The sequence below is a fragment of the Asticcacaulis sp. P2_C5 genome, from assembly GCF_056404555.1.
The window spans coordinates 273,490-298,108 of record NZ_JBFUDU010000005.1 but is presented as its reverse complement, the minus strand read 5'-3'; the positions used below and the strand labels follow the sequence as shown (position 1 = coordinate 298,108).

29 protein-coding genes are annotated in these 24,619 nt (G+C 59.6%); 12 read left to right on the top strand and 17 right to left on the bottom strand.

Going from position 1 to position 24,619, the window contains the following annotated elements:
* Positions 1–16: 16 nt before the first annotated feature.
* From AC1DXO_RS11205 to cysS, 7 genes are all read right to left on the bottom strand, one after another.
* A complete protein-coding gene (locus AC1DXO_RS11205; RefSeq protein WP_476978225.1) occupies positions 17–1,024 on the bottom strand; it encodes a glycosyltransferase family 2 protein in 1,008 nt (335 codons plus the stop codon).
* A 235-nt stretch (positions 1,025–1,259) separates the two neighbouring features.
* Entirely contained in the window at positions 1,260–3,227 is a 1,968-nt protein-coding gene (thrS, locus tag AC1DXO_RS11200; protein ID WP_476978224.1) for a threonine--tRNA ligase, read from the bottom strand.
* A 148-nt stretch (positions 3,228–3,375) separates the two neighbouring features.
* On the bottom strand, positions 3,376–3,618 hold the full coding sequence (yidD, locus tag AC1DXO_RS11195) for a membrane protein insertion efficiency factor YidD (RefSeq protein ID WP_476978223.1): 243 nt from the start codon (positions 3,616–3,618) through the stop codon (positions 3,376–3,378).
* A 177-nt stretch (positions 3,619–3,795) separates the two neighbouring features.
* Positions 3,796–4,224: an iron-sulfur cluster assembly scaffold protein gene (locus tag AC1DXO_RS11190; RefSeq protein WP_476978222.1), complete on the bottom strand. Its 429-nt coding sequence runs from the start codon at positions 4,222–4,224 to the stop codon at positions 3,796–3,798.
* 113 nt (positions 4,225–4,337) lie between these two features.
* Positions 4,338–4,856 carry a hypothetical protein gene (locus AC1DXO_RS11185; RefSeq protein WP_476978221.1) on the bottom strand — a complete coding sequence of 173 codons (519 nt, stop codon included), beginning with the start codon at positions 4,854–4,856 and terminating at the stop codon, positions 4,338–4,340.
* A gap of 376 nt (positions 4,857–5,232) precedes the next feature.
* The gene (locus AC1DXO_RS11180; RefSeq protein ID WP_476978220.1) at positions 5,233–5,790 is read right to left on the bottom strand and encodes an SRPBCC domain-containing protein; all 558 of its coding nucleotides are present in this window, start codon (positions 5,788–5,790) and stop codon (positions 5,233–5,235) included.
* A gap of 3 nt (positions 5,791–5,793) precedes the next feature.
* Positions 5,794–7,203: a cysteine--tRNA ligase gene (gene cysS / locus AC1DXO_RS11175; protein ID WP_476978219.1), complete on the bottom strand. Its 1,410-nt coding sequence runs from the start codon at positions 7,201–7,203 to the stop codon at positions 5,794–5,796.
* Between the two features lie 319 nt (positions 7,204–7,522).
* Here cysS and folE point away from each other — a divergent pair, with 319 nt between their 5' ends.
* The 3 genes from folE to AC1DXO_RS11160 all read left to right on the top strand — a co-directional run bounded on the left by folE (position 7,523) and on the right by AC1DXO_RS11160 (position 9,480).
* On the top strand, positions 7,523–8,155 hold the full coding sequence (gene folE, locus AC1DXO_RS11170) for a GTP cyclohydrolase I FolE (protein ID WP_476978218.1): 633 nt from the start codon (positions 7,523–7,525) through the stop codon (positions 8,153–8,155).
* A gap of 332 nt (positions 8,156–8,487) precedes the next feature.
* A complete protein-coding gene (locus AC1DXO_RS11165; protein WP_476978217.1) occupies positions 8,488–8,922 on the top strand; it encodes a biopolymer transporter ExbD in 435 nt (144 codons plus the stop codon).
* 132 nt (positions 8,923–9,054) lie between these two features.
* Entirely contained in the window at positions 9,055–9,480 is a 426-nt protein-coding gene (locus AC1DXO_RS11160; protein WP_476978216.1) for an ExbD/TolR family protein, read from the top strand.
* On the opposite strand, the gene AC1DXO_RS11155 is transcribed toward AC1DXO_RS11160, so the two are convergent.
* Genes AC1DXO_RS11155 through AC1DXO_RS11145 form a run of 3 tightly spaced genes read right to left on the bottom strand, consistent with a single transcriptional unit; the run spans position 9,477 to position 10,755 of the window.
* Positions 9,477–9,665 carry a type II toxin-antitoxin system antitoxin gene (locus tag AC1DXO_RS11155; RefSeq protein ID WP_476978215.1) on the bottom strand — a complete coding sequence of 63 codons (189 nt, stop codon included), beginning with the start codon at positions 9,663–9,665 and terminating at the stop codon, positions 9,477–9,479. The genes AC1DXO_RS11160 and AC1DXO_RS11155 overlap by 4 nt on opposite strands.
* A 4-nt stretch (positions 9,666–9,669) precedes the next feature.
* Positions 9,670–10,545, bottom strand: a complete 876-nt coding sequence (locus AC1DXO_RS11150; protein WP_476978214.1) for an SPFH domain-containing protein — start codon at positions 10,543–10,545, stop codon at positions 9,670–9,672.
* Positions 10,546–10,563: 18 nt separating this feature from the next.
* On the bottom strand, positions 10,564–10,755 hold the full coding sequence (locus AC1DXO_RS11145; RefSeq protein WP_476978213.1) for a hypothetical protein: 192 nt from the start codon (positions 10,753–10,755) through the stop codon (positions 10,564–10,566).
* Between the two features lie 114 nt (positions 10,756–10,869).
* On the opposite strand from AC1DXO_RS11145, the gene AC1DXO_RS11140 reads away from it, so the two are divergent.
* The 3 genes from AC1DXO_RS11140 (at position 10,870) to rpoH (ending at position 14,175) form a co-directional block, all read left to right on the top strand.
* Positions 10,870–11,874, top strand: a complete 1,005-nt coding sequence (locus AC1DXO_RS11140) for an RluA family pseudouridine synthase (RefSeq protein ID WP_476978212.1) — start codon at positions 10,870–10,872, stop codon at positions 11,872–11,874.
* 98 nt (positions 11,875–11,972) lie between these two features.
* A complete protein-coding gene (locus AC1DXO_RS11135) occupies positions 11,973–12,947 on the top strand; it encodes a hypothetical protein (protein WP_476978211.1) in 975 nt (324 codons plus the stop codon).
* Between the two features lie 328 nt (positions 12,948–13,275).
* The gene (rpoH, locus tag AC1DXO_RS11130) at positions 13,276–14,175 is read left to right on the top strand and encodes an RNA polymerase sigma factor RpoH (protein WP_476978310.1); all 900 of its coding nucleotides are present in this window, start codon (positions 13,276–13,278) and stop codon (positions 14,173–14,175) included.
* Between the two features lie 62 nt (positions 14,176–14,237).
* On the opposite strand, the gene AC1DXO_RS11125 is transcribed toward rpoH, so the two are convergent.
* The 4 genes from AC1DXO_RS11125 to AC1DXO_RS11110 form a co-directional block, all read right to left on the bottom strand.
* The gene (locus AC1DXO_RS11125; RefSeq protein WP_476978210.1) at positions 14,238–15,101 is read right to left on the bottom strand and encodes a response regulator; all 864 of its coding nucleotides are present in this window, start codon (positions 15,099–15,101) and stop codon (positions 14,238–14,240) included.
* 141 nt (positions 15,102–15,242) lie between these two features.
* Entirely contained in the window at positions 15,243–16,532 is a 1,290-nt protein-coding gene (locus AC1DXO_RS11120) for an adenylosuccinate synthase (protein WP_476978209.1), read from the bottom strand.
* Positions 16,533–16,855: 323 nt separating this feature from the next.
* Positions 16,856–17,497: an acyloxyacyl hydrolase gene (locus tag AC1DXO_RS11115; RefSeq protein ID WP_476978208.1), complete on the bottom strand. Its 642-nt coding sequence runs from the start codon at positions 17,495–17,497 to the stop codon at positions 16,856–16,858.
* Between the two features lie 206 nt (positions 17,498–17,703).
* Complete coding sequence (locus AC1DXO_RS11110) at positions 17,704–18,888, bottom strand: phosphoserine transaminase (protein ID WP_476978207.1); 1,185 nt, start codon at positions 18,886–18,888, stop codon at positions 17,704–17,706.
* 220 nt (positions 18,889–19,108) lie between these two features.
* Here AC1DXO_RS11110 and AC1DXO_RS11105 point away from each other — a divergent pair, with 220 nt between their 5' ends.
* The 4 genes from AC1DXO_RS11105 to AC1DXO_RS11090 all read left to right on the top strand — a co-directional run bounded on the left by AC1DXO_RS11105 (position 19,109) and on the right by AC1DXO_RS11090 (position 21,844).
* Entirely contained in the window at positions 19,109–19,627 is a 519-nt protein-coding gene (locus AC1DXO_RS11105; protein WP_476978206.1) for a hypothetical protein, read from the top strand.
* Between the two features lie 712 nt (positions 19,628–20,339).
* The gene (locus tag AC1DXO_RS11100) at positions 20,340–20,732 is read left to right on the top strand and encodes a hypothetical protein (RefSeq protein WP_476978205.1); all 393 of its coding nucleotides are present in this window, start codon (positions 20,340–20,342) and stop codon (positions 20,730–20,732) included.
* A 358-nt stretch (positions 20,733–21,090) separates the two neighbouring features.
* On the top strand, positions 21,091–21,465 hold the full coding sequence (locus tag AC1DXO_RS11095; RefSeq protein ID WP_476978204.1) for a hypothetical protein: 375 nt from the start codon (positions 21,091–21,093) through the stop codon (positions 21,463–21,465).
* A gap of 154 nt (positions 21,466–21,619) precedes the next feature.
* Positions 21,620–21,844, top strand: coding sequence for a hypothetical protein (locus AC1DXO_RS11090; protein ID WP_476978203.1), 225 nt, complete (start codon positions 21,620–21,622; stop codon positions 21,842–21,844).
* 3 nt (positions 21,845–21,847) lie between these two features.
* Here the strand turns inward: AC1DXO_RS11090 and thiD are convergent, their stop codons facing one another.
* Positions 21,848–22,627: a bifunctional hydroxymethylpyrimidine kinase/phosphomethylpyrimidine kinase gene (thiD, locus tag AC1DXO_RS11085; protein ID WP_476978202.1), complete on the bottom strand. Its 780-nt coding sequence runs from the start codon at positions 22,625–22,627 to the stop codon at positions 21,848–21,850.
* Between the two features lie 56 nt (positions 22,628–22,683).
* On the opposite strand from thiD, the gene AC1DXO_RS11080 reads away from it, so the two are divergent.
* Together AC1DXO_RS11080 and AC1DXO_RS11075 are read left to right on the top strand one after the other, a co-directional pair.
* The gene (locus AC1DXO_RS11080) at positions 22,684–22,935 is read left to right on the top strand and encodes a DUF1653 domain-containing protein (RefSeq protein ID WP_476978201.1); all 252 of its coding nucleotides are present in this window, start codon (positions 22,684–22,686) and stop codon (positions 22,933–22,935) included.
* Positions 22,932–23,273 carry a hypothetical protein gene (locus AC1DXO_RS11075; RefSeq protein ID WP_476978200.1) on the top strand — a complete coding sequence of 114 codons (342 nt, stop codon included), beginning with the start codon at positions 22,932–22,934 and terminating at the stop codon, positions 23,271–23,273. The genes AC1DXO_RS11080 and AC1DXO_RS11075 overlap by 4 nt, the downstream gene beginning before the upstream one ends.
* On the opposite strand, the gene AC1DXO_RS11070 is transcribed toward AC1DXO_RS11075, so the two are convergent.
* Positions 23,258–23,578, bottom strand: a complete 321-nt coding sequence (locus AC1DXO_RS11070) for a hypothetical protein (RefSeq protein WP_476978199.1) — start codon at positions 23,576–23,578, stop codon at positions 23,258–23,260. The two genes, AC1DXO_RS11075 and AC1DXO_RS11070, sit on opposite strands and share 16 nt — an antisense overlap.
* Positions 23,575–24,417 carry a dihydropteroate synthase gene (folP, locus tag AC1DXO_RS11065; protein ID WP_476978198.1) on the bottom strand — a complete coding sequence of 281 codons (843 nt, stop codon included), beginning with the start codon at positions 24,415–24,417 and terminating at the stop codon, positions 23,575–23,577. Before folP ends, AC1DXO_RS11070 begins: the two co-directional genes overlap by 4 nt.
* Positions 24,418–24,619 lie beyond the last annotated feature (202 nt).

The following is a 24,619-nucleotide window of genomic DNA, read 5'->3' as shown; positions in this document are numbered from 1 at the left end:
ACAATACAGATGTTAGCTATTGCGCAGCGATTTCGTCTTCGTCGTTCTTCAGCCGCGGGCGCGTCAGGGCGCGCGCCACCGAGACGGTCAGGATCACCGGCGCCAGGGCCAGGACATAGGCCTTGCGCCAGAAACCCTTGGCGCGTTTATGGAAATAGTAGCACAGCCCCATGCCCTTGTGCAGTTCGACGAACAAAGGTTCGACGCGCGAGGTGTGGCCTTCGTGGATGACTTCCGCCTTGGGGTGGAACAGTACCGTGCCGCCGGCTTCACGGGCGCGCCAGCACAGGTCGACGTCCTCGACATGCAGGAAGAAGTGGGTGTCGAAGCCTTTCAGACGGGAAAAATCGCGCTTGGACACAACGAAACAGGCGCCGGAAATGGTCGGGACGCTCTGTGGCTGTTCCGGCAGGTCATGGCCTTCGTAGTGAATTTCGAATTTTTGCAGTTCCGGAATGAACTTGCTCAGCCGCGTCAGGGCCAGCAGTGTGGTGACCGGCGTCACCTCGCCTCGGCGGGCGCCACGCTGCTCGGTGAGGTCGGGATTGAGCAGCCGCGAACCGATGATGCACGGCCCGACCTGACCGCGCGCCGACTGGACCAGGCGCTTGATACAGTCCGGACGCAGCTGGGCGTCCGGATTGAGAAAGACCAGCCAGGGCTGGTTGGCCAGGTGCGCGCCCAGATTGGCGGCCTTGGCGAAACCGATATTGCCGTGGCCCTGGACCAGCAGGATGTGGTCGTATTCGTCCTTCAGATTGCGCAGCTTTTCAGCGACGCGCTCGGAAGAGCCGTTGTCGATGATGACGAACTGCCGCACCTGCGGATCGTCGAGCACCTTGGCTATGGATTCGAACAGCACCTTGCCGGTGTGGAAGACGATCATGATCACCGTCACGCCGTCGACCGTCTCATCGTAGGGCGACATGTCGAGATGCGGCATCACGAAGTAATGCGCCTCGCTGGTCGCCAGCTTCCGCTGCTTAAGCAGCTCGATGATGGTCGGCGGCAGGGTATGATTCATGGTTAGGGCCTAGCCTCCCCTAATATTTGGGCGCGGCGCGTAGCGGATTTCGCTCCCTGAACAGGAGAAAGGACTGCCGTGGTGTCTACACCACAAAGGATTTTCGACGCCTTCAGGGACGAAATACGCCGCGTCCCGAAGGGATATGGCCCAGATAGTTCATTTTGGCGTCGCAAAGCCTTGAAAGGGGAAAACCCTTTCTGTGGCTTCGCTCCTGAAACTGAACAATCTGGTCTCATACCGCGCTCCGAAAATTAGAGGAGGCTAGGCCCTCACCCTGTCTTAAGTCAGGTGGCGTGGCATCCGTTTTCAACCGCTGAGCGGCGTCGGCCAAGGACAGGATGGTCTGGCCGTCACTGCCCAGGAAGCGCAACGCCACCTCGCCGGTTTCGGCCTCCTTGCGGCCGACGACAGCGATGACGGGCACCTTGGCCAGCGAGTGTTCGCGAATCTTGTAGTTGATCTTTTCGTTACGCAGGTCGGCGTCAACGCGCAGGCCGGCGGCGCGCAAGGTGTCGGCCACCTGCTCGGCATAGGGATTGGCGTCGGAGGTGATCGGCGCGACCACGACCTGGACCGGAGCCAGCCACAGCGGGAACTTGCCGGCGTAGTTTTCGATCATGATGCCGATAAAGCGTTCGAACGAACCGAGGATCGCCCGGTGCAGCATGACCGGACGCTGGCGCGAGCCATCTTCGGCGACATATTCAGCGTCGAGGCGTTCGGGCAGGACATAATCGAGCTGAAGCGTGCCGCAGGTCCATTCGCGACCAATGGCGTCCTTGACGATAAAGTCGAGCTTGGGCGCATAGAAGGCGCCGTCACCTACGGCGATGATCGGTTCGACCCCGGCCTTTTCAGCCGCCTGCGCCAACATGCCCTCGGCCTTGTCCCAGAATTCATCGGAACCGGCGCGGATTTCGGGGCGAGTGGCCAGGTTGATATAGGCCGTTTCCATGCCGAGATCGCCATGGATCAGCTGGGTCAGGCGGACAAACTTCGCCGTCTCGTCGACGATCTGGTCTTCGCGGCAGAAGATGTGGGCGTCGTCCTGGGTAAAGCCGCGCACGCGCATCAGGCCGTGCAGCGAACCCGACGGTTCGTAGCGGTGACAGGCGCCGAATTCGGCCATGCGGATCGGCAGTTCCTTGTAGGAACGCAGGCCGACCTTGAAGATCTGGACGTGGCCCGGACAGTTCATCGGCTTCAGCGACAGGGTCTCGCCTTCGACCGTTTCGCAGACGAACATGTTAGGACGGTACTTTTCCCAGTGACCGGACTTTTCCCAGAAGGAGCGGTCCAGGACCTGGGGCGTCTTGACCTCGACATAGCCCGCAGCATCGAGCCGGCGGCGCATATAGGCTTCCAGCGTCCGCCACAGGGTCCAGCCCTTGGGATGCCAGAAGACCATGCCACGGCCTTCTTCCTGCATGTGGAACAGGTCCATCTGGCGACCGATCTTGCGATGGTCGCGCTTTTCCGCCTCTTCGACGCGCTGGATATAGGCTTCGAGATCGGCTTCCGTGGCCCAGGCCGTGCCATAGATGCGCTGGAGCTGGGCATTGTTGTGGTCGCCGCGCCAATAGGCACCGGCCAGCTTGGTCAGCTTGAACGCCTTGCCGACGAACTTCGACGACGGCAGGTGGGGCCCCAGGCACAGGTCCTTCCACTGGTCGCCGTGCCAGTACAGGCTGATCGGCTCGCTGACCGGGAGGTCGCGAATAATCTCGGCTTTATAGGCCTCGCCGATCGATTCGAAATGGGCGATCGCGTCGTCGCGGTCCCAGACTTCGCGGCGAATCTTGTCATCGCGGTCGACAATCTCGCGCATCTTCGCTTCGATCTTCGGGAAGTCTTCGGTGCTGAACGGCTCGCTGCGGGCGAAGTCGTAATAGAAGCCGTCATCGATCGCCGGACCGATAGTGACCTGGGTGCCGGGAAACAGTTCCTGCACCGCCTGGGCCAGGATATGCGCCGTGTCGTGGCGGATCACCTCGAGGGCTTCGGGAGCTTCGCGCGTCAAGATGTCAAGCCTCCCCCCAGATTGCAAAGGTCGATCCAAATCCAACAAGGCACCGTCGAGCTTTATCAGCACGGCTTTCTTGGCCAGTGATTTCGACAGGCTCTCGGCAATCTGTCTGCCGGTTGTCCCCGTCTCGAAGGAGCGAATGGCGCCATCGGGGAACGTCAAGTCTATCGTCATCAAGGTCACGTTTTTGGCACTTCTAGCTGGCGACCTGTAGCCCTTACGGCGGGCTTCATCGCGCAATAAATTTTATAAAGATTCGATGTGGTCTTCGTTCTGAGACCTGTCGAACCGACTTCGTGTCACCCGCATACCACGGGAAATCTTATATGGAACCCCCTGTTTTCAGGGGGACCGGATCATAACCCGCCCCTCCACCCGGACGGCACCGGCAGATTCGTTTGATACCCAGCCACGAACCGGCAACCGGGCCGTGAAGGATCAAAGCATCGGCCATATATTCAGAACAGGTCGGCCGAAACCGGCAGCCTTGCCCGATATACGGTGAAAGGGTTAGTTTGTACGCACGGAGGGCCGCGCGCACGGAACGCTCATAAAATCTGGACATGCCGCGAAGTCAGTCTCTGACGAACATTTGACGAGCCGCATTACATTACGCGCACTACAGTTCCCATCCCTTGGGATATTCCAGCCTATTTTTTGCCGTAAAGCAACCCCGAAACGAACTTACAATGGTGCGGCGCAACAATGATGCACTTTAATCACGGCAGTGCGGTACAAATGCCTAAGCGGCCTGGGCCCGGGAAATGGCTTCACAGGTGGCCTCGAGCGCGAGCAGGGTCGAGGCGTGCCGTGCCGGGAAATCCTTGACACTGGCGAGAATGGCAAGGTCGGCGAAGCGTTCCGGAAATGCGACCGCCTCGCCTTTTAGCAGACTGCGCAAGGCGTCGCGAGCGGCTGTGATCTCATGAGTGTCCGCCCCGATGACATGCTGGCTGAGGATGGCAGCGGCGGCCTGGCCCAGGGCGCAGGCCTGGACTTCGTGCGCAAAGTCTTTCACTGTGTCGCCGTCCATGGCGACCTCGACGTGAATGGTCGAGCCGCACAGCTTCGCCGTCTTGTCGGCGCTGCCGTCGGGATGCGCCAACCTGCCGACATGCTGCAGCATGGTGGTCCGACGGAGGATTTCACGGGAATAGAGTTCATCGATCATGAACTGCCTACATAGGTTATGGCGGTTCGGGTAGGAAGAAGGTTATCCGCAGATTACAAAGATTTCGCAGATTTTTTCAGCGCGCTCGTGCTCGCGCCTGCTTCGGGCGGAACCTATTGGTCGCAAATCGCATAGGCAATTAATTTTTGCCTGGGCATGACTATGACGATCTCTTCGTCTCCACGCATCGAATAATAGTTGCCCGGCGAAGTAAGCGCAGCACACAGCGAATAATTGTCCCGGAAAGAACCCGCCTTCCCGCGGCTGCAATTCAACGCGCTCAGAGCACGAACCGGTTTGCCACTGTGGATGTCACGATAGTCGTCCGGGCGTAGAGCCGGTGTTTCTTGCCAAGCGCTGTATTTTGCGCGGGCTCCCCCAGCGTTTTGCAGCATCAGCCGCAGGACGGCAACGCCGCCGTACTTCAACTGTCGGGCCGTCGTTTCCGGCAATTCGAAAATGACGACGCCCTCTTGGAACGCTAAATTTCGATCTATCGATCCCGAAATCACCTTGCCTGCCCTAAGCCCGCCGGGCAGGCTGGATCGCTCGGAATCGGTGTGATGGCTGGAGCAGCCACAAAGCAGCGCGACGACCACCAAGCCGAACGCCCCATGATTGCCAATGACCACGAAATAGCTCTCCTGAAGATGTGTACCTTAATCTAACCGCGGGGCGTTAAAGGATTTGCCGATACAAGGCAGGGAACGGGGTTTAGCGGCGATTAATGCGCGGTTCGACATTCTTGTGGACCATGTGCTGGCAGGGAAGGCTCCAGAGAAGCTTCCAGAGAGGCTTAAGGTGACCTGGAATGCAGGGAATGTTCGGCAAACCTGGGACCATGGCGCCCGGTCCGTTCCTGATCGCCTTACATCGCTCGAGCGCCACAGCGCCTACACCCGAAGTCAGCTTAATGACCGTCATGCAGCGGCCATGTTCGGAAGCATTCATTATCGGAACCGAAACACCCGAAGCGGCCGCGATAGGCCAAATCCTGAGCCGCTGAGCCTATTTCACGCCGATCTTCCAGCGCTTGGGCGGCGCCCAGGGCGGTGCTTTCTTCGGTGGCGGCGCAAACGATTTAGGCGGCGTCACCGGCGGATCGTAATTGGTCAGCCGGTCGGGATTTTCGGCAAACTTCGCCTCGGCCTTCGCCTTCAGGCCCTCCACCATCTGTTCGAAGCCGGGCTTGAGGAATTTGGCGTAGCGGCGCCCTTCGCGTTCCGACAGGAAACCGTTGAACGCCGCGCCGACCGAAAATACCGTCCCCTTGCCGGACAAGGCTTCCAGTTCGTAATAGCGCGTCAGCGTGCCTTCATAGAACTTCTTCGGAACGTGGATATGGATGTGCGACAACGGCGTCCAGTCGGCGATGACGCCGTCGATTTCCCACACGCCCAGGCCCTCGAACTGCTCTTCCGAATGAAACGGCGCACCGAAACTGAGCTTACCAGAGGCCGCCTTGTGGATCGGACTCCAGGTCGGCCAGGAGTCTATGTCCGCCAGCAGTTCATACACATCGTCGATCGGGGCCGCGATTCCGGCCCGTGCCTCAATCTTGAACATGATCTACACCCCTACCTTTAGCTTCCAGGTGGCTCCCGTCGCGGAGTCCATCACCTCGATACCCAGTTCGTCAAGAGTCTTGCGGATACGATCGGCTTCCGGCCAATCCTTGGCTGCCCGTGCCGCTATGCGCTTAGCGATCAGGGCGTCGACCTGCTGCGTCAGTTCATCGCTGGCGCCGACCTTGAACCACGCTTCGGCGTCGCCCTGCAGCAGGCCCAGGATCTGCCCGGCCGCCAAAAGTTCCGACTTGGCGACGACGCGCGCCCCTTCGCTGGTCGCCGTTTCCAGCGTCTTGGCCAGGGACGACAGTTCGGCCAGGGCCTGGGAGGTGTTGAGATCGTCGCACAGCGCCTCCAGGATCGCCGGCGGCGTCACGACATCGCGCGTCGCTACATCGGCGAACTTGCGCAGCGTGCCATAAAGGCCGTCGAGCCTTGCGCGCGACTGGGCGACCAGTTCCGGCGTCCAGTCGAGCGGACCGCGGTAGTGTCCGGACAGCAAGGCCAGGCGCAGGGCTTCGCCCGGTACCTCCTTGATCAGGTCGTGGACCAGTTTCACATTGCCCAGGGACTTCGACATCTTCGTAGGCGCGTCTTTTGGACCGAATTCGAGGAAGCCGTTGTGCATCCAGTAGTTCGCGTAGCCGGCCTCATGACCGTGGCTGTGCTGGGCACACCTCCCCTGGGCGATCTCGTTTTCATGGTGCGGGAAGATCAGGTCGTGACCGCCGCCATGGATATCGATCGGCAGGCCGAGATTGGCCTCGATCATCGCCGAGCATTCGATATGCCAGCCCGGCCGACCGGGTCCCCACGGGCTGGCCCATACGGGCTCGCCAGGTTTGGACGGCTTCCACAGCACGAAATCCTGCGGGTTGCGTTTATAGGGCGCGACCTCGACACGGGCGCCGGCGATCATGTCGTCGAGCGTGCGGCCGGATAATTCGCCATAGGCTTCGAAGGAGGCGACATCGAACAGGACATGGCCTTCCGCCGCATAGGCATGGCCGTTGGCGACAATATCGCCGATCTGTTTGATGATGGCGTCCATATTGTGGGTGACGCGCGGCTCGATCGTCGGCCGCAGGGCGCCCAGGCTGGCCATATCGGCATTGTAGATGTCGGCATAGCGGTTGGTAATGACGTCAATCGATACGCCTTCGTCCATCGCCGCCTTGTTGATCTTGTCATCGACGTCGGTGATGTTGCGGGCATAGATGACGTGCGCCTGGCCGAACAGGGACCGCAACAGACGGAACAGGACATCGAACACCACGACAGGTCGGGCATTGCCGATATGGGCATAGGAATAGACGGTTGGACCGCAGACATACAGAGTCACGCGCTCAGGATTTTTCGGAATGAATTCAATCTTGTCGCGTTTCAGCGTGTCGTGAATGTACAGTTTCATGCGCAATTTCAGTTGTAATGATGGGTCCGTGTCCCATATAGACGCGGTCGGGCCTTCGCACCATGTTTATGTCACACGTCTTGAACCAAAAATGTGCTATGAACGTATGTGTAATCGCCACGGTCGCACTTCCTGACGGAAACTGACGCGGCCGGCGCTCATAAGGCGCAAAACGAGTTGAGGCCAGCATGCGCCTTGAGCATGAGTATAGAGTGAGGCCAGCATGCGCCTTGAGCATGCAAATTGAGGGATGCCACGCGTCATTCCGGAACCGTCGTTCCGGCGCTACTCGGCCCTCATGAGGGAATATGTGTTGAACATGGATAGTTTGGATCCGAAAAGCCTGCTCGCTACCTCCAAGCCGGTAAGCATCACCACCTTTACCAACCGCCCCTCGCGCGAAGCCGCGATGGAAGCGGTGCGCACGCTTCTGGCGTGGGCGGGCGACAACCCCGACCGTGAAGGTCTGATCGATACGCCCAAGCGCGTGGTCGATGCCTATAACGAATGGTTCCAGGGCTATCAGGCCGACCCGAAAATTGAGCTGTCACGTACCTTCGAAGACGTGCAGGGCTATGACGATATGGTCATGCTGCGCGAAATCGACGTCGAATCGCACTGCGAACACCATATGGCGCCCTTCCTTGGCAAGGCCTGGGTGGCCTATATGCCGACGGAAAAGGTCGTCGGCATTTCCAAGATCGCTCGCGTCGTCGAGATCTTCGCCAAGCGCCTGCAGACCCAGGAAACCATGACCAAGCAGATCGCCGACGCGCTCGACCAATCCCTGGCGCCTCTGGGTGTGGCCGTCATGATCGATGCCGAGCACCAGTGCATGACCACGCGCGGCGTGCACCACAAGAATGTCTCGACCGTCACCACACGCTTTACCGGCGTGTTCAAGACCGACCAGGCTCTGCAGGATCGTTTCTTGCGCCTAACTCATAAGTAAGGTTGGCTCGCAGATAGCACGCTGCGATTCAGAATCGCTTTTTTACGGCGTCCGTGGTCAGGTGATCCGGACGCCGTAATTTTTCCTGCTTAAGTTTTCGCCCCAAGGGAGAATTAGGCCTTGATGGCTTTGAATAATCTTAATCTCTGTCCCCTATAGGTCGCTTAAGGCCGGGTTACAGGCGGTTTAGGTCTTTACTTTTGTCCGGGACTTGGCCTAAATCCCGGTGTCGGTTGTTAATGTTAGCGCATGTCATTGCGCGGCGGCGATCGTACGTCATAATTTTCCGACCCGCGCGTCAGGCCGACGCCGGGCAGTTAGGGAGTTTACTCATGGGCGCAAAGCTCGGTGGCAAGGGCGGCGGTAAATATACCGTCGATCAGAATGCAGACATCAACGTGACGCCGTTCGTCGACGTCATGCTCGTGCTCCTGATCATCTTCATGGTGTCCATCCCGGCCGCGACCGTGTCGATCAAGCTCGACCTTCCGCCCGCCAAGGCGCCGCCCTCGTCTGAAAAGAAGAAGGACCCGGTCTTCATCTCGATCATGTCGTCCGAAGACATCTATATCAACAGCACCAAGACCTCGCTGGCCACGCTGGACGCCGACGTCCGCGCCGCCCTGCAAAGCCCCGATCCGCTGAATGAACGTATTCTGGTGCGTGGCGACAAGGACATCCAGTACAACGACTTCGTCAAGGTGCTGAACGAACTGCAGCAGCACGGCTTCCTCAAGGTCGGTCTGATCAACGAAGATATCGAATAGTTTTTCGAATTTTCACGCATTTAAAAGCTCCGGTTGGTTCATTCCGCCGGGGCTTTTTTCATGCCCGCCTCGCCATGGTATAATGGCGCTGCGCCTGGCCTGTCGCCGGCGCGTCAGAGGGAGGGAAAGCCAATGGGAGCACGGTTTCACACACGCAGTTCGGTGTACGCTATCGAACAGAACGCAGAGATCAACGTCACGCCGTTCGTCGATGTCATGCTGGTTCTGCTGATCATTTTCATGGTTTCGATACCCGTCGCCACCAAGGCCGTACGTCTCGACATGCCGCCATCCGACGGCACCGTCCACAGTGATCGCAAGCCTGTCTTTATTTCGGTCATGGGGCCTGGCCGCATCTTCATCGGCGATGATCAGACCTCGCTGGCCACACTGGACGCCGACCTGCGCGCCGCCTTGCAGTCGCCCGACCCGCTGGCCGAACGCGTGCTGATCCGCGGCGACAAGGATGTGCAATATGCCGACTTCATGCAGGTGCTCAACGGCCTGCAGCAGCACGGCTATCTCAAGGTCGGCCTGGTCAACGAGGATATCGATTAAACCTCTTCGCCGTCGTCCGGCTTGAGCGCTGCCAGACGAATCCCCCGTCGGGTCAGGGCTTCGCGCAGCAGCATTTCCAATTGGGCATTGGTCGAGCGCAGTTCGGCGGCGGCCAGGCGTTCGACCGCCGCCAGGACTTCGGGCCGGACCCGAAGTGGATAGGCACGCTTACCCGGCGACGCCATGGCCTTAGTAAAGGCTGCCGGTATTGACCACCGGCTGGGCCTCGCGGTCGGCACACAGCACCACGAGCAGGTTAGACACCATGGCCGCCTTGCGTTCCTCGTCGAGATTGACGACACCGCGCTGTGACAGCTGTTCCAGGGCCATTTCGACCATGCCGACGGCGCCGGCGACAATCTTCTGGCGGGCGGCAATGACGGCCTCGGCCTGCTGGCGCTTCAACATGGCGCCGGCGATCTCCGGCGCATAGGCCAGATGCATCAGGTGGGTCTCATCGACCGCCACGCCGGCGACCTCGACGCGTTTGGCCAGATCAGCCTTCAGCCGCTCGCCAACGATCTCGGCGTCGTCGCGCAGGGTCGGCTGACCGTCATCGGCGTGGTCGTAGGCGTACTGGCGGGCCGTTTCACGCAGGGCCGTCTCGATCTGGATATTGACGAAGGCGACATAGTCGTCGACGTCGAACAGGGCCTGGGCGGAGTCGGCAACGTGCCAGACGACATTGGCGGCAATCTCGACCGGATTGCCGCGCTGGTCATTGACCTTCAGCGTCTCGCTGGTGACATTGCGGACGCGCATCGAGACCTTCTTGCGGCCGTACCAGAAAGGAACCCAGCGCAGGCCGGTCGTGCGATCGGTGCCCTTGTAATTGCCGAACAGGGTAACGGCGACCGCCTGGTTCGGCTGGATGGCGTAGAAGCCGCACAGGGTAAAGAATGCGGTGATGCCCAGCGGTATGGATACAGCGACCGCACGCACCCCCAGCAGGAAGGGGGCGATGATCACCACCGCCAGCATGGCGAAGAAGATCAGCAACCACAGGCCGCCGGAATTGCCGCCGCCCGAGACCTCTTGCGTCCGGTTGATAGATGAATCGCTCATAGGTGCCCTCCCAGGCTGCTAAACGTCCAATTCCTTGACGACGTAACCCTTGCCGAAGGCCTTGGGCCGCACGCGGAGAATCTTGTGCTGTTTTTGACGTCGCATCAGGAAGGACTGCGTCATGCCGTCCCCCTCATTGGATGCGGTGAAAGCAATGATTTCCCAGCCCTGGGACACCAATTGGCTTACAGGTTTATCGTCTTCAGCCATGGTTCCAGCCCTCCGGTTTATATATCAAAGTGATATCACTTTTTAGCCGACTGTCAAGCAAGGGGGCATCAATCGATAACTTCCCTTTTGCGCCCGCGTCCACTACAGGGACGCATGACTTCCAATCCCGACGATATCGACGACGACGATCTGACCTCCGAAGGCGAGATCCTGACTGCCACCCTAACCGAGGATGAGGCCGGCGACCGGCTGGACCGCGCCCTCACCTCTCATTTTCCCGACCTGTCGCGGGCGCGGCTGCAGGCTCTGATCGCCGAGGGCCGGCTCAGCTCCAACGGCGCCGTCATAACGGATGGCAAGCACAAGGCCAAGCCGGGCGAGTACAGCCTGCTGATTCCTGCCCTGATCAGCGCGACGCCCGAGCCCCAGGACCTGCCCATCGAAGTCATCTTCGAGGACGAACACCTGATCGTCGTCAACAAACCCGCCGGCATGGCGGCCCATCCGGCGCCGGGCACGCGCGACGGCACCCTGGTCAATGCGCTGTTGTTTCATTGCGGCGACTCTTTGTCGGGCATAGGCGGTGTCCTGCGCCCCGGCATCGTCCACCGTCTGGATAAGGACACGTCCGGCGTCCTGGTGGCGGCCAAGAGCGACGCTGCCCACCGCGCCCTGTCGGAGCTGTTTGCCCGGCACGATATCGACCGGGAATATCGCGCCATCGTCCGCGGCGCACCGAGATATGTTACCGGCACAGTCAAGACCCAGATCGGCCGCTCGCACCACGACCGAAAAAAGATGGCCGTACTGCGCGGCGGCGGCCGCGAAGCCATTACCCATTACCGACTGGAAGAGGTATTCGGCACGACCAAACCCCTCGCCGCCCTGCTAACCTGCCGTCTGGAAACCGGGCGCACGCATCAGATTCGGGTGCATATGGCGCATCTCGGCTGTCCGTGCCTGGGTGATCCGGTGTATGGCTCAGGTTCGCCGGCGCGCGAGGTCCAGGAGCTTGTGCGCGAACTGGATTTCAGTCGTCAGGCGCTGCATGCCGGACTGCTCGGATTTGTTCATCCGATCACCGGTGCAAAACTGAAATTCAAGGCGCCCCTGCCCGAAGACATGGCCGAACTGGTCGCGGCACTAAGCGAGATGTAGAAAAAATATAGAGAAACGCCTGTCATGCGCCCTTACAACTTAAGGCAAAAATAGAGCTTGTTGTTTAAGGTTGTGCGCAAAAGGGAAAGCACGAACTTATGACGAGGCTGGAATTCAAGGTGTGGCTGGTATTCCTCGTGCCCATCGGAAGCGCGGCGCTACTGGCTTGGCTACTGCCTAACGATCTGATTCTGCTCTCGCTGTTTATCCTCGTTGGTGCCTTGCTGCTGCTTGCGGTTCCGCTCTTTATCTACCTGCTCTTGGCCTTTGGTCTCAACCTGCTGATCGCCCGCTGGCATCCGGTCACACGCATTCTGGCGACGGTTTCCGGCATGGCCCTAGTTGCTGTGGGCGTACCCTGGCTCCTTAACATCCCTGAAAACAATGTCCTTGCGGGATTGAAGGCCGCCGATCATCCTGCCACGCAGTCGGTACCCACCCAAAATCTGGCGATCATCGTCAGCGATGATGATACCGGCGGCCCAGATTTCGGATATTGCAATGCCTTGTGTATGGCGCTTCTCACGGAGCATAGGGTCAGCCATGTCGACTATGCCACGCGACCGGAGCACAGGCCACTTCGGTTCTCCGACCGCTTTCCAGCGGATGTCGCGGTAACGCGATATGCATTGGAGGCTCGGAAGGACTGCCCAAATCCACATTCTCGATTTTATTCCGGGCCCACCAACATAGACAAATATTTCGCCGAAACCGGGGCGTGCGTCATAAGTAGCGTTGGAAATCTGTCCGATGACGATATCGTCGTCGTGAAGGCTGCCATACCCGACAAACTTCTAAAGTCCGACAAAGGCTCGATCCGCCACGATCTGGTTTATCGGCAAACGACTCAGGGGCATGAGCTTATAGGCCGGCAAAGCTACTATTCCTTGTTGCGCATCGCCAATATCTGGATTCCGTCGCGGCCGGTGGAGATGTCGGGAGGCACGTCCGGGCATCTTACCGTGGTGACAAGCTATGACACACGCCAGCGTTCCCGAGATGATATGACATGGCTTCAGACAGACCTCGGCATAAAGCTGTTGCCCGCGCGACAGGCCAAGTCGGTGCATTAAAGCGACCTCAACTCTCTGTAACACCAGCGAGACTATAGCGCCGCCCAGACGAATTGTTGCGCTGCACTCACTGCCTTGTGAAGGTTGGTTTTGGGTCACACATGCTAGGCTAAAGCGACAATTTAGAATTTGTCGCGGGCTCAGGCCTTTTTTTTGGCAAAACCCTACCTAAATCTGAACGCAGTTGTCGGGCATGGGCTGTTCCCTTACTGCGTTCCCCCTCGCGGAAGAGACGCTCATGACCGACACAACTTCTTCTTCCGATCTTAGTGATCGACTTTCCGAAAGAGATGATAGCCCGATGAGCAGCTCCACAGCCCTCACTTCGATGAACACGTCCGGCAATTTGTCGGCCGGCCTGGCCCTGTCGCCGGACGGCGGACTGAACCGCTACCTTTCGGAAATCCGCAAGTTCCCGATGCTGGCCAAGGATGAAGAATTCATGCTGGCCAAGCGCTGGGCGGAACATCAGGATGCCAAGGCCGCCCACAAGCTGGTCACCTCGCATCTGCGTCTGGTGGCCAAGATCGCCATGGGTTATCGCGGCTATGGCCTGCCGGTCGGTGAAGTGATTTCCGAAGGCAATGTCGGCCTGATGCAGGCCGTAAAGAAGTTCGATCCGGAACGCGGCTTCCGCCTGGCCACCTACGCCATGTGGTGGATCAAGGCGTCGATCCAGGAATATGTCCTGCGCTCGTGGTCGCTGGTCAAGATGGGTACGACTGCCGCCCAGAAGAAGCTGTTCTTCAATCTGCGCAAGGTGAAGTCGGAAATATCGGCTCTCGAAGAAGGCGATCTCAAGCACGCTCACGTCGAGCAGATCGCCACCAAGCTGGGCGTGTCGGAAACCGACGTCATCAATATGAACCGTCGCATGTCGTCGCCGGACTCATCGCTCAATGCGCCGATCCGCGCATCGGAAGGCGAGTCGGAATGGCAGGACTGGCTGGTCGACGACGCCCAGCAGTCGCAGGAAAGCGTCCTGGCCGATTCGGAAGAATACAATCTGCGCATGGGCCTGATGCAGACGGCCATGGGCGAATTGAACGCGCGCGAGCGGGAAATCCTGACCGAACGCCGTCTGAAGGATAGCGCCACGACGCTGGAAGACCTGGCTGAACGCTTCGGCGTGTCGCGTGAGCGTGTGCGTCAGATCGAGGTCCGTGCCTTCGAAAAGCTGCAAAAGGCCATGGTCTCGGCAGCTGCTGCCGCGACACCGGCCGGCTAAGCGCATTAAATATCTATGTTAAAAGCGTAAAGGCGTTCTGACTCAGTCAGGGCGCCTTTGTATTACGCGGCGGCTTCACCCGTTGTCCGCCCTGTATCAACATCGATCGACAGCTTACGATCCAGTTCACCGCGTTCGGATTCCTGATCGGCCATACCCTTTACAAACAGGTCGTGGGCCCATTGGTTGCCCGAGGAACTCATGCCCAGCGCCTTGATCATCAGGGATACCTGGGGCGCCAGGCGTTCCTTGGTCAGGACGCGCAGACGCAAGTCGCCTATAATCGCCGTCGCCGCTTGTACAAAGCGCGGATCCTTGACCGACTTGGCCGCCGGAACGATGATCGCCATCTGCTGCATGACCGTGCGCAGCATGACTTCGCCGTCGTCGTCGAACAATTCCAGCGAGGCTTTCAGAAGGCGAACAGCCTCTTCGACGGCGATGCGTTGCGATCCGTCGCCTTCCGTCTTGCGCTTTTTCGGGCCCTTGTAATCGCCGGTATTGAAGCGGCGGCGATCCGGACCGGTATAGGAATTGACCTCGATCCAGTCACGCGACTTGAACAGGACGTTTTGCAGGCGCGTCATCAGGTCCTGCCAGGCAAAGGGCTTCATCAGCACTTCGTGGACACCGCTGTTGCGCGCCTCGCTCAATTGCGCCGGCGTGACATCACCCTTGATCATGATGACCGGCGCCTTGCGGCAAGCCAGATCGCTGCGCCGCAGGGCTTTGGTGAATTCGATGCCGTCGATACTGCCGGCCTTGTATTCCGTCAGGATCAGCTGCGGATTGAGGTTGCGAGCCACACTCATGGCGGCGCGATCGTCACTATCGATGATGATGTTGTCGGCCCCGATGGTCCGCAGCATATCGGCCAGCATCCGGGCATAGGCGTGATTGTCCTCAAGGATCAATACACGACTCATATGCGGACGCAGGCGGGCCTGCAGGCGGGGATCAAGGGCAAACATCGGACGAGTCTCAGGGTTACTAAGCGATAAACCTAACGCAGAGCCCTGAATATCCGCTTGAAATACGCGGTTAACGACCGATAAAAGCAGGAGACATCAGTCCTGAAACGGGTCCCGCATCAGAATCGTATCTTCTCTTTCTGGAGAGGTCGACAATAGGGCGACAGGCGCGCCGATAAGTTCCTCGATGCGACGGACGTATTTCACCGCATTGCCCGGCAGGTCCTTCCACGAGCGAGCGCCCTGGGTGCTCTCGCTCCAGCCTTCGATTTCCTCGTAAATTGGCTCGATACCTTGCTGCGCCTTGAAACCGGCCGGCAGGTAGTCGAGGACCTGGTCGCCGACCTTGTAACCGACACAGACCTTTATGGTCTCGATGCCATCGAGGATGTCGAGCTTGGTCAGCGCAATGCCGTCAATGCCGTTGATGGCGATCGACTGGCGCGCCAGGACGGCGTCCAGCCAGCCGACGCGGCGCGCCCGGCCGGTGACGGTGCCGAATTCGTGGCCGCGCGTGGCGATACCCTGGCCGATCTCGTCGAACAGTTCGGTCGGGAACGGCCCGGAGCCGACGCGGGTGGTGTAGGCCTTCAGGATACCCAGGACATAGCCGACGCTTTTCGGCCCCATGCCGGTGCCGGCTGCCGCCTGTCCTGCCACCGTGTTGGACGAGGTGACGAAGGGATAGGTACCGTGGTCGATATCGAGCAGCGCGCCCTGGGCGCCTTCGAACAGGATGCGCTTGCCTTCGCGGCGTGCCTTGTCCAGCACGTACCAAACGGGCTTGATGAAGGGCAGCAGGCGCGGCGCGATGGCGGTCAGCTTGGCAACCAGGCCGGCAACGTCGACATCGGGCAGGCCCAGCCCCTGGCGCAGGGCGTTGTGGTGGGTCAGGAGGCGGTCGATCTTGCCTTCCAGCGCATCGAGATCTTCGAGATCGGCGACACGGATGGCGCGACGGCCGACCTTGTCTTCGTAGGCCGGACCGATGCCGCGGCCGGTCGTGCCGATCTTGTTGACGCCGGCGGCGGCTTCGCGGGCAATGTCGAGTTCGCTGTGGATCGGCAGGATAAGGCAGGCATTGTCGGCAATGACCAGCAGATCGGGCGTGATGGTCAGGCCCAGGGCCTCGACGCGGGCAATTTCATCGAACAGGGCCCACGGATCGACAACAACACCGTTACCAACCACGCTGAGCTTGCCCTGGACAACACCGGACGGCAACAGGGAGAGCTTATAGACCTTGCCATCAACCACCAGGGTGTGACCGGCATTATGGCCGCCCTGGAAACGCACAACGACGTCGGCGCGGTTCGACAGCCAGTCGACGAGCTTGCCCTTGCCCTCATCGCCCCACTGGGCGCCGATTACGGTTACATTTGCCAAGGGAAAACTCCGTCACAGCGGCCGGAACCTCCCCGGCCATCAAACGGTGGCACCCTATAGAGCAGGAATCAGCGCTTGTAACCCCTTAAGTGTCATCAAGCTGAAACAAATGCCGCATCGCTTTTCGGATACCGCGGACGCACCTGATAGGGCGCCACAAGTAGACCCGAGGTTCACTTCATGGCGCTGTCCTATAAGCCGTTGGGGTGAGCCGAAAATGTCTGGCTTTTGAGCACCCGAAGCGAAGTGTACTCAAGTACATGAGCAAGGGAGCGGAAAAAGACGGGCATTTGCAGGCCACTCCCAGCGGCTTATAGAGGAGGTTAGAAACGGTGGTTGTAGCGAAGGCCGAGATTATCCTGCCCCTGATTGCTGTCGCCCTTGGCTTCCTTGGGCAACGGCATAAAGGCGTGGCTGATATGGTTCCAGTTGATCTCGATCGAGCTGCTGTCAGACAGGTCGTAACCGACGCCGAACTGCATGTTCCACAGGACGCGCGAACCGTACTCATTCTTGGGTTCCAGCGCCAGGGCGACACGGCGATCGTGCTCGGTTGGCGTGATGCCGGGCTCGGCAGGATCGGGAATCGTGAGCCGGCCGTCGTGGGTGGCAATACCGAACCCCGGGCGCAGGTAAATCCTGTCGTCCTGGAACGGCGTCGCTTTCCAGGTCAGGCCGACGGAGACCTGGTTGGTGTTGCCGGAGTCGTTGATCTGGGTCTGAATGTAGATACTGGGGTGTTTCAGGTAATCCCAGGATTCGATCTTTTCGGATCGCCAGCCCAGTTCGAAATCCTCGCCGGTTTCGTAGATCTTTTCTTCCGAGCCGGTCAGATCGCGCACAAAGCTCATATCGTGCTTATAGACCCCGCCATAGACTTCGCCGGCCTGAACCGACTCAGTCGCAACGCCCGAAACCATCAAAACCGCAGTAACAGCGCACATTTTCACGACAACAGCTTTCATAAAATAGCTCCCAGAAAACGACATAAAGAATGGGCGACGGTGTATCGATACAGGATCAATCACCCCCAAAATTCGAAAAATTAACGCTTATCGCTAACCTGCATTTGTGCGTGGCACAAAACATATTGCTGCATGCGCAGCTGTCTGCGGTTTAATTCACCGACAGTGATTTTTATAACACTGTTCTTGACGAGACCGGGAAGGCCTTAGCCCGCAGTCTGTTTGACGGGCAGGACCTCGGTCACGGCTTGGGCATAGGCCCATTCCAGCCACGGCAGCAGGGCGCAGATGTCATCGGCCTCGACCGTGCAGCCGCACCACACGCGCAGGCCCGGCGGCGCGGCGCGATAGCCGGTAACGTCGAAGGCGACGCCTTCGATTTCAAGCAGGGAACCGATCTTCGACGCCAGCTTCGCCTGGACGTCCGCCGGCTGGCTCATCACCTCCGGCGCCACAAATTTCATGCATACCGAGGTGGTCGAACGCTGCGCCGGAACCTCGGCGACGAAATCGATCCATGGCGTCGCCTCGACCCATTCGCGCAGAACGTCGAAATTGTGGTTGCAGCGGTTGATCAGGCCTTCCAGCCCGCCTTCCAGGGACGCCCAACGCAGGGCGTCGAGGAAGTCTTCAACCACCAAAAAGGAGAAGGTGTTGATCGCGTCACCGCCCAGGATGGCCGGATCAGCAGCACCTTTTTTCTTCAAACGCAGGACTTTTGGGATCGGGCGGCCGGAGTCAAAGCTGTTGAGACGTTCGACGGCGCGCGGCGACAGGACCATCACGCCGATGCCCGCCTCGCCGCCCAGTGCCTTCTGGAAAGAGAAGGTGGCGACATCGAGCAGGGCCCACGGCAGCTCCATGCAGAAAGCCGCCGAGGTGGCGTCGCACAGGACCAGGCCCGTATGTCCCTTCAGGAAGTCAGCGTCGGTCAGGCGCACGCCCGAGGTCGTGCCGTTCCATGGAAACACCAGATCGGCGTCGGGATCGATCCTGCCCAGGTCGGGTAATTGGCCATAGGGCGCGCTCAACACCTCGGCATCAAGCTTCAGATGTTCCACGGCGTCGTCGGCCCATAACTGGCCAAAGCTTTCGAAGCTGAGCAGTTGCACCTTGCGCGGCCCCAGCAGGTTCCACATGGCGGCTTCGAACGCGCCGGTATCGGAGCCCGGCGTCATAAAGACCTGATAATTGGCTGGAATCTGCAGAATCGACCGCGTCAGTTCCAGGGCCTGCTGGATACGTCCGACTGTGACCTTGGAGCGGTTAGAACGGCCGACGGGAGCACCCGACAGGGCCTCGACGGTCCAGCCCGGGCGTTTTGCCGTCGGGCCTGAGGAAAACCACGGCCGCTCAGGTGCTCGTGCGGGCTTGTTGGGGTTCAGGGTCATGTCAGCCTCCCTAATAACGCTTGAGCGGGTCATGCACATAAAAGCGCTGGAATGGCAAGACGCCAAAACGGCTGGCGACGTTTCGCCGCCGCGCGGAGCCGTGAGCGGGAAGGGTGAACCGAAAATGAACCGCACCGTTCAGGTTAGGCTCAGGCGCCGGATGGTTAAATGATCTCACGCTCAAGAAACAGCGCAAACATAAACCCTAAGGAACATGACCATGAAGACCCGCAGCACCCTGATCGCCCTCGCCGTCGCCGCCACCGCCCTGACCGGCTTTGCCGCCACTGCTTCGCAAGCCGCCACAGTCACCTCCCGCACGACCATCGCCGTCGGCTATCAGGATCACCGCGATAACCGCCCGGGTGACAGCGGCGGCTGGAACAATGATCGTCATGACAATGACAGCAATGGCGGCTGGAACAACGATCGCCGTGACAATGATCGCAATGGCGGCTGGGATAATCGTGGCGGTCATCATCAGGACAATGGCCGCGGCATCGAAATGCGTATTCAGAACCTTCAGGAGCGTATTCACGATGGCCGCCGCAGCGGCGACCTGAGCCGCCGCGAAGCCTCGCGTCTGGAAAGCCGCCTGTACGCCGTCATCTCGCTGAAGCGCTCGTATGAACGTTCGGGCCGTGGCCTGAACCGCGACGAAGCTCAGACCCTGAACACCAAGCTCGACTATCTGTCGACCCAGGTCCGTTCGAACCGTCACGATTCTAACCGCTGGTAATCCTCCCCCTACCAGCTGTCAAAGGCCCGGGAGGCGGTCGCCCCGTAAACCCGCCTTCCCGGTCCTGATGGACGCGGAGCCTGCCCCTCACCGCAGGCTCCGCGTCTTTATTTGTGTGTAGATTTGTGCGTGTAGATTAGGACGGCGCTGGAGCCCCTCCCCCACATCTCGCCGGCATCCGCCGTCTCGTGCGGTGCCTCCTCCCCACAAGTGGCTATCGGATTCACACATCGCATAACTCTTTGTAATGCAATGGTTTATGACTATTTTCCCGACAGTCAGAAACGCTGTGAGCTTGATAAGGCCCCCCTCCGTCAGCGCTAATCCCCTTTAACGACCTAAAGGTCGTAGGGGCTTGCGCTGCCACCTCCCCCGCGTGGCGGTGGAGTATAAATTAGCTAAAACAATGACTTATACCTCCCCGCCACGCGGGGAGGGGGACCGCCCGAGGGCAAGCGAAACGAAGTGAAGCTCTGACCGATGGGTGGTGGTGGGGGCCTTCCTGTAGTCGTTGATATTCAGAAAGTCGGGGTTTAACATTTGCAAATGACTGAACGGAAAAGCTTTTTGGAGATGTGTGAACAGGATAGCACAAGTGGGGAGGTGCATGAACCAACTATGAACCGCACCGTTCAGGTCAGGCTCAGGCGCCGCGTGGTTAAATGGTCTCATGGTCGGAAAGGGACCGACCGATACATTCAGGAGACTCATTATGAAAACCCGCACCACACTGATCGCCCTGGCCGTCGCCGCCACCGCCCTCACCGGCCTCACCGGCCTGACAGCGCCTGCTTTTGCCCGCCCGCACGGTGGCCACTGGCACTCCCCCCATCACGGCGGATGGAACCAGCGCTATCGCGACCCGATCGGCAACCGTATCGACCAACTGAAATTCACCATCCGCCAAAATCGTCAGGCCGGCCATCTTGGCCGCTACGACGCCGAGCGCCTGGAATATCGTCTCAGCGACATCGCCGCCCTGAAGCGCGAGTATCAATGGTCCGGCGGCTATATCAACCAACGCGAAACCTGGACGCTAAACAGCAAGATCGACGATCTGTCGGCCCAGATGCGTTACCAGTTGCGTGGCAATTATCGTTGGTGATTCCAAAGGCCCGGCGGCGGTTCGCCCCGTAAACCCGTTGCCGGCGCCCTGAAGCGCGGAGCCTGCCCCAAGCTGGTTCCGCGCTTTTTCTTTGTCTGGGTCGGGCGGCATTAGGCAAAAATAATTTGCGAGCTTTTTTGCGCCGGAAATCCTGCCGCCGGCTTTGTTTCAGCCGTGACACAGGCTGTTCCTTACCCAGTCAGCGTTGCGCCACATACCCTTGTTTTTACGACATAATTCCGGCGCTGGATTGAACATGGAATGAACCGCACGGTTCAGATTCAGATCAGATGCCATGTGGTTATATCCCTCCATCGCTGATGTGCAGCGAGATTTCGAAACCCAAGGAGAGACCCAGATGAAAACCCGTAAATCCTTTACCGTCCTGCTGGCTGCCGCCGCCCTGATGACCGGCCTGTCCGCATTGACCGCCCCGGTCGCGGCCACCGCCAGGCCTTATCACGGTCATGTCGAGGCCCGTGTCGACAACCGTATCGACAGCCGGATCAGCAACCTGCAGGACCGCATTCGTATGGGTGAAAATACCCGCCAGCTGAGCCGTCGCGAAGCCACCCGCCTGACGACGAAGCTGAATGCCATCAAGGCCACCAAGCGCAGCTTTGAGCGTTCGGGCCACGGGCTGAACTTCCAGGAAACGACCACGCTGAATGCCCGCATCGACACCTTGTCGGGACAGATCCGCATTCAGAACCACGACAACAATCGCCGTTAGGTTTTACTACCGGCCAACCTTCCAAGCGCGGAGTCCCACGGACTCCGCGTTTTGCTGTGCGCTCAACCCTGCCTGCCCATTGGAAACTTACAAGACGCTCAATAGACTAACGCTCTCGCACATCCGCAACCCCAAGATCATTCGGAGATATGCCATGAACCTCTTTACCGGACTTATTGTCCTCGCCCTGGGCGCCGTGCTCGGCTATCTCTATTTTCGCTACGGTCGCCACAGCTCGCGCTATCTCGCCGCCGACCAGGACCTGATCGATTGTCAGGCCGATTCGGAAGGCAAGTCTTTGAGCAACAAGGACCTGGCCGTCTGCTACATCGACAAGAAGTCGAAGAAGATCAAGCAGCATCTCGAAATCATCGATTAATCTCTACAGCATCCAGTTATGGCGCAGCGGACCGTGGCCGTGTCCCAGGCCGGGCGCCATGACAATGGCGCCCATGACATAGTCGCGCGCCATGGCCACCGTCTCGTTGAGCGGCCGGTCCGGGCGCCACAGGGTGGCGCAGGCACTGGCCAGGGTGCAGCCAGTCCCATGGGTGTGGACCGTATCGATGCGCACCGCGGCAAAGCGAAAAATCTGGTTGGGCGTGAACAGCATGTCGACGACCTCGTCGCCCGGCAGGTGGCCGCCCTTGACCAGCACATTGCTGGCACCGGCCTGCAGCAGCGCTTCGCCGGCGCGGCGCATATCGTCTTCGGAGTGGATAGCGACGCCGGTCAAGGCAGTCGCTTCCGGCGTATTGGGGGTCAAAAGACCAGCCCGCGGCAGCATGATGGCCTTCAGGGCCGAAATCGCCTGTTCGGCCAGTAAGGGGTGACCGCCTTTGGCGACCATGACAGGATCGACCACTCGGAAGGCGTCGCTGGCGTCCATCACCGCCGCGACGGCTTCCATGACGGCTGCATCGCCCAACATGCCGGTCTTCACCGTATCGGCGCCGATATCGTCAAGGCAGGCCATGGCCTGGGCCGTGATGGTTTCCGGCGGGACCGCCATGACGCCGGTGACACCCAGCGTATTCTGCACCGTCAGGGCCGTGATGGCCGTCATGGCGTAACCGCCGAGGCAGGTGACAGTCTTGATATCGGCCTGGATGCCCGCGCCGCCCGAAGGGTCCGACCCGGCGATGATAAGAACACGCTGCACTTCAAATCTTTCGCGAACAGGCGCAATATGCTGCGAATCCTGATTAAGAGGGTCTTATGCCCCTGACAACCTCGTTTTATCATGCCGACATCAAACGCGGCACCTATCGTCACTACAAGGACAAGTTCTACAAGGTGTTCGGAACTGTCACCCATTCCGAAACCGAGGAAACGCTCGTGCTGTACGCCCCCCTACATCAGGAAGCCGGCAAGGCGCGCCTCTGGGTTCGGCCGCTGGCCATGTTTACTGAAACGGTCGAAACCGCCGATGGTCCCGTGCCACGCTTTGCTTATTGCGAGGACCAATGAGCCGGTGGAATGAATTGGTCCCGGAGGCCTTTGCCGAACGCAATCACCCGATATTGCGGGCGATGCGCGGGACGCTGATCCTGGTGCGGCTAAACCAGATCGGCGCGGATGACGAGCTGCTGTCGACCGAGATCCTGGCCGGGCGGTTGATCCGCGCCAACCGATCGGACGGCTTCGTGCTGTCGCTGGTCGGTAAAAAGTCGGGTCAGGAACTTTTCCTGCCGCTGGTCCCGGCGGCTTTTAACCTGATCGATCGCGGGCGTTACCAGCTGTCTTGCGGCACGGTGATCCATAATCCGGAATTTCTTGGCGCCTTCGACATTTACCGCTCGTCGTAGCGGACGCCGTCCCACGGTTCACGTTTCAGGAAATATTGCAGCATCCACACGTCCTTGCGCGACCGGCGGCAACGCGGGCAGGTTTCGGTATGCGCTTCGCCCGGCAGATAAAAGACGCTGCCTTCCTCATCGCTCCGGGTGTCGATATGCTTGCCGCAGCGTGGGCATAGAAAAAAGAACTGCGACACCGCGATCAGGAAAAAGGCGAAGGAAAACAATAGCGGCGCGGCGCCGCTCAGGCTGCCGACCAGACAACCGATCAGCAGGATGAAATACACCAAAGCACGCAGGTGATAACCGGTCATGGCGCCTCGTTAAGTGCGGTGAATATCCGCAGGGCCTGTTTCATGGCCTGGACATCGTGCACACGCACCATCTTGGCACCGTTGGCCACCGCATGCAAATGCACTGCGACCGTGGCGCCCAGGCGATCTTCCGGCGCTGAGGGCTCTCCCCCGTCGCGTTCCTCCAGCGCAGCAATGAAACGCTTGCGCGAGGCCGCCATGACGGTCGGGAAATCGTGCATCGCCAGGCGACGGGTATGGCGGATCAGGGCCAGGTTATGGTCGAGATTCTTGCCGAAGCCGATGCCGGGATCGAGCCAGATGCGACCTTGCGGCACGCCCGCCCGCATGGCGGCGCCGGCTCGCTCCAGCAGATAGGACTCGACTTCGCAGACCACGTCTTCGTACCACGGGTTCGACTGCATGGTGCGTGGCTCGCCCTTCATGTGCATAAGAATGATGTCGCCGTTCAGTCGTGCCGCGGTTTCGAGAGATTCAGACGTGTGGCTCAGGGCGCTGACATCGTTCCAGATTTCCGCGCCGGCCTTGAAGGCTTCCTCGGCGACTTCGGGTTTGAAGGTGTCGATGCTGATGGGGGTATCTGTTGTCCGCGTCAGAGCGGCGATCAGCGGGACGACGCGGTTGATCTCTTCTTCCAGGGTGACCGGCTGTGCGCCGGGCCGGGTCGATTCCCCGCCGATATCGAGCACATCGGCGCCGTCCTCGATCAGTTGCTGCGCGTGTTGCAACGCTTGTTCGAAACCGAGATAGCGGCCGCCGTCGGAAAAGCTGTCCGGCGTCACATTGACCACACCCATGATCAACGGACCCTTCGCAGCGTATAGATCAAGCAGGGACATGCGCACTCACCTCACAGGCGAAAGCTAGCTTGATTCCTCAATTAAGGAATGCCCCTGTTTTTGACGTGGATTTTAAATAAGATTTGGAACCGCGAATGAACGCGAATGAACGCCAATAAGATTGCGAGCCTTGCTCGCGCAATTCCGGCTATCACGTTCAAGGCGTGCATAAGGGATTGCCTATTCGCGCTTATTCGCGTTC

Bases quoted from the DNA above. Each gene is read 5' to 3' on its own strand.
- AC1DXO_RS11205 (WP_476978225.1), bottom strand. From the start codon at position 1,024: ATGAATCATACCCTGCCGCCGACCATCATCGAGCTGCTTAAGCAGCGG.
- thrS (WP_476978224.1), bottom strand. From the start codon at position 3,227: ATGACGATAGACTTGACGTTCCCCGATGGCGCCATTCGCTCCTTCGAG.
- yidD (WP_476978223.1), bottom strand. From the start codon at position 3,618: ATGTCCAGATTTTATGAGCGTTCCGTGCGCGCGGCCCTCCGTGCGTAC.
- AC1DXO_RS11190 (WP_476978222.1), bottom strand. From the start codon at position 4,224: ATGATCGATGAACTCTATTCCCGTGAAATCCTCCGTCGGACCACCATG.
- AC1DXO_RS11180 (WP_476978220.1), bottom strand. From the start codon at position 5,790: ATGTTCAAGATTGAGGCACGGGCCGGAATCGCGGCCCCGATCGACGAT.
- cysS (WP_476978219.1), bottom strand. From the start codon at position 7,203: ATGAAACTGTACATTCACGACACGCTGAAACGCGACAAGATTGAATTC.
- folE (WP_476978218.1), top strand. From the start codon at position 7,523: ATGGATAGTTTGGATCCGAAAAGCCTGCTCGCTACCTCCAAGCCGGTA.
- AC1DXO_RS11165 (WP_476978217.1), top strand. From the start codon at position 8,488: ATGGGCGCAAAGCTCGGTGGCAAGGGCGGCGGTAAATATACCGTCGAT.
- AC1DXO_RS11160 (WP_476978216.1), top strand. From the start codon at position 9,055: ATGGGAGCACGGTTTCACACACGCAGTTCGGTGTACGCTATCGAACAG.
- AC1DXO_RS11155 (WP_476978215.1), bottom strand. From the start codon at position 9,665: ATGGCGTCGCCGGGTAAGCGTGCCTATCCACTTCGGGTCCGGCCCGAA.
- AC1DXO_RS11150 (WP_476978214.1), bottom strand. From the start codon at position 10,545: ATGAGCGATTCATCTATCAACCGGACGCAAGAGGTCTCGGGCGGCGGC.
- AC1DXO_RS11145 (WP_476978213.1), bottom strand. From the start codon at position 10,755: ATGGCTGAAGACGATAAACCTGTAAGCCAATTGGTGTCCCAGGGCTGG.
- AC1DXO_RS11140 (WP_476978212.1), top strand. From the start codon at position 10,870: ATGACTTCCAATCCCGACGATATCGACGACGACGATCTGACCTCCGAA.
- AC1DXO_RS11135 (WP_476978211.1), top strand. From the start codon at position 11,973: ATGACGAGGCTGGAATTCAAGGTGTGGCTGGTATTCCTCGTGCCCATC.
- rpoH (WP_476978310.1), top strand. From the start codon at position 13,276: ATGAACACGTCCGGCAATTTGTCGGCCGGCCTGGCCCTGTCGCCGGAC.
- AC1DXO_RS11125 (WP_476978210.1), bottom strand. From the start codon at position 15,101: ATGAGTCGTGTATTGATCCTTGAGGACAATCACGCCTATGCCCGGATG.
- AC1DXO_RS11115 (WP_476978208.1), bottom strand. From the start codon at position 17,497: ATGAAAGCTGTTGTCGTGAAAATGTGCGCTGTTACTGCGGTTTTGATG.
- AC1DXO_RS11110 (WP_476978207.1), bottom strand. From the start codon at position 18,888: ATGACCCTGAACCCCAACAAGCCCGCACGAGCACCTGAGCGGCCGTGG.
- AC1DXO_RS11105 (WP_476978206.1), top strand. From the start codon at position 19,109: ATGAAGACCCGCAGCACCCTGATCGCCCTCGCCGTCGCCGCCACCGCC.
- AC1DXO_RS11100 (WP_476978205.1), top strand. From the start codon at position 20,340: ATGAAAACCCGCACCACACTGATCGCCCTGGCCGTCGCCGCCACCGCC.
- AC1DXO_RS11095 (WP_476978204.1), top strand. From the start codon at position 21,091: ATGAAAACCCGTAAATCCTTTACCGTCCTGCTGGCTGCCGCCGCCCTG.
- AC1DXO_RS11090 (WP_476978203.1), top strand. From the start codon at position 21,620: ATGAACCTCTTTACCGGACTTATTGTCCTCGCCCTGGGCGCCGTGCTC.
- AC1DXO_RS11080 (WP_476978201.1), top strand. From the start codon at position 22,684: ATGCCCCTGACAACCTCGTTTTATCATGCCGACATCAAACGCGGCACC.
- AC1DXO_RS11075 (WP_476978200.1), top strand. From the start codon at position 22,932: ATGAGCCGGTGGAATGAATTGGTCCCGGAGGCCTTTGCCGAACGCAAT.
- AC1DXO_RS11070 (WP_476978199.1), bottom strand. From the start codon at position 23,578: ATGACCGGTTATCACCTGCGTGCTTTGGTGTATTTCATCCTGCTGATC.
- folP (WP_476978198.1), bottom strand. From the start codon at position 24,417: ATGTCCCTGCTTGATCTATACGCTGCGAAGGGTCCGTTGATCATGGGT.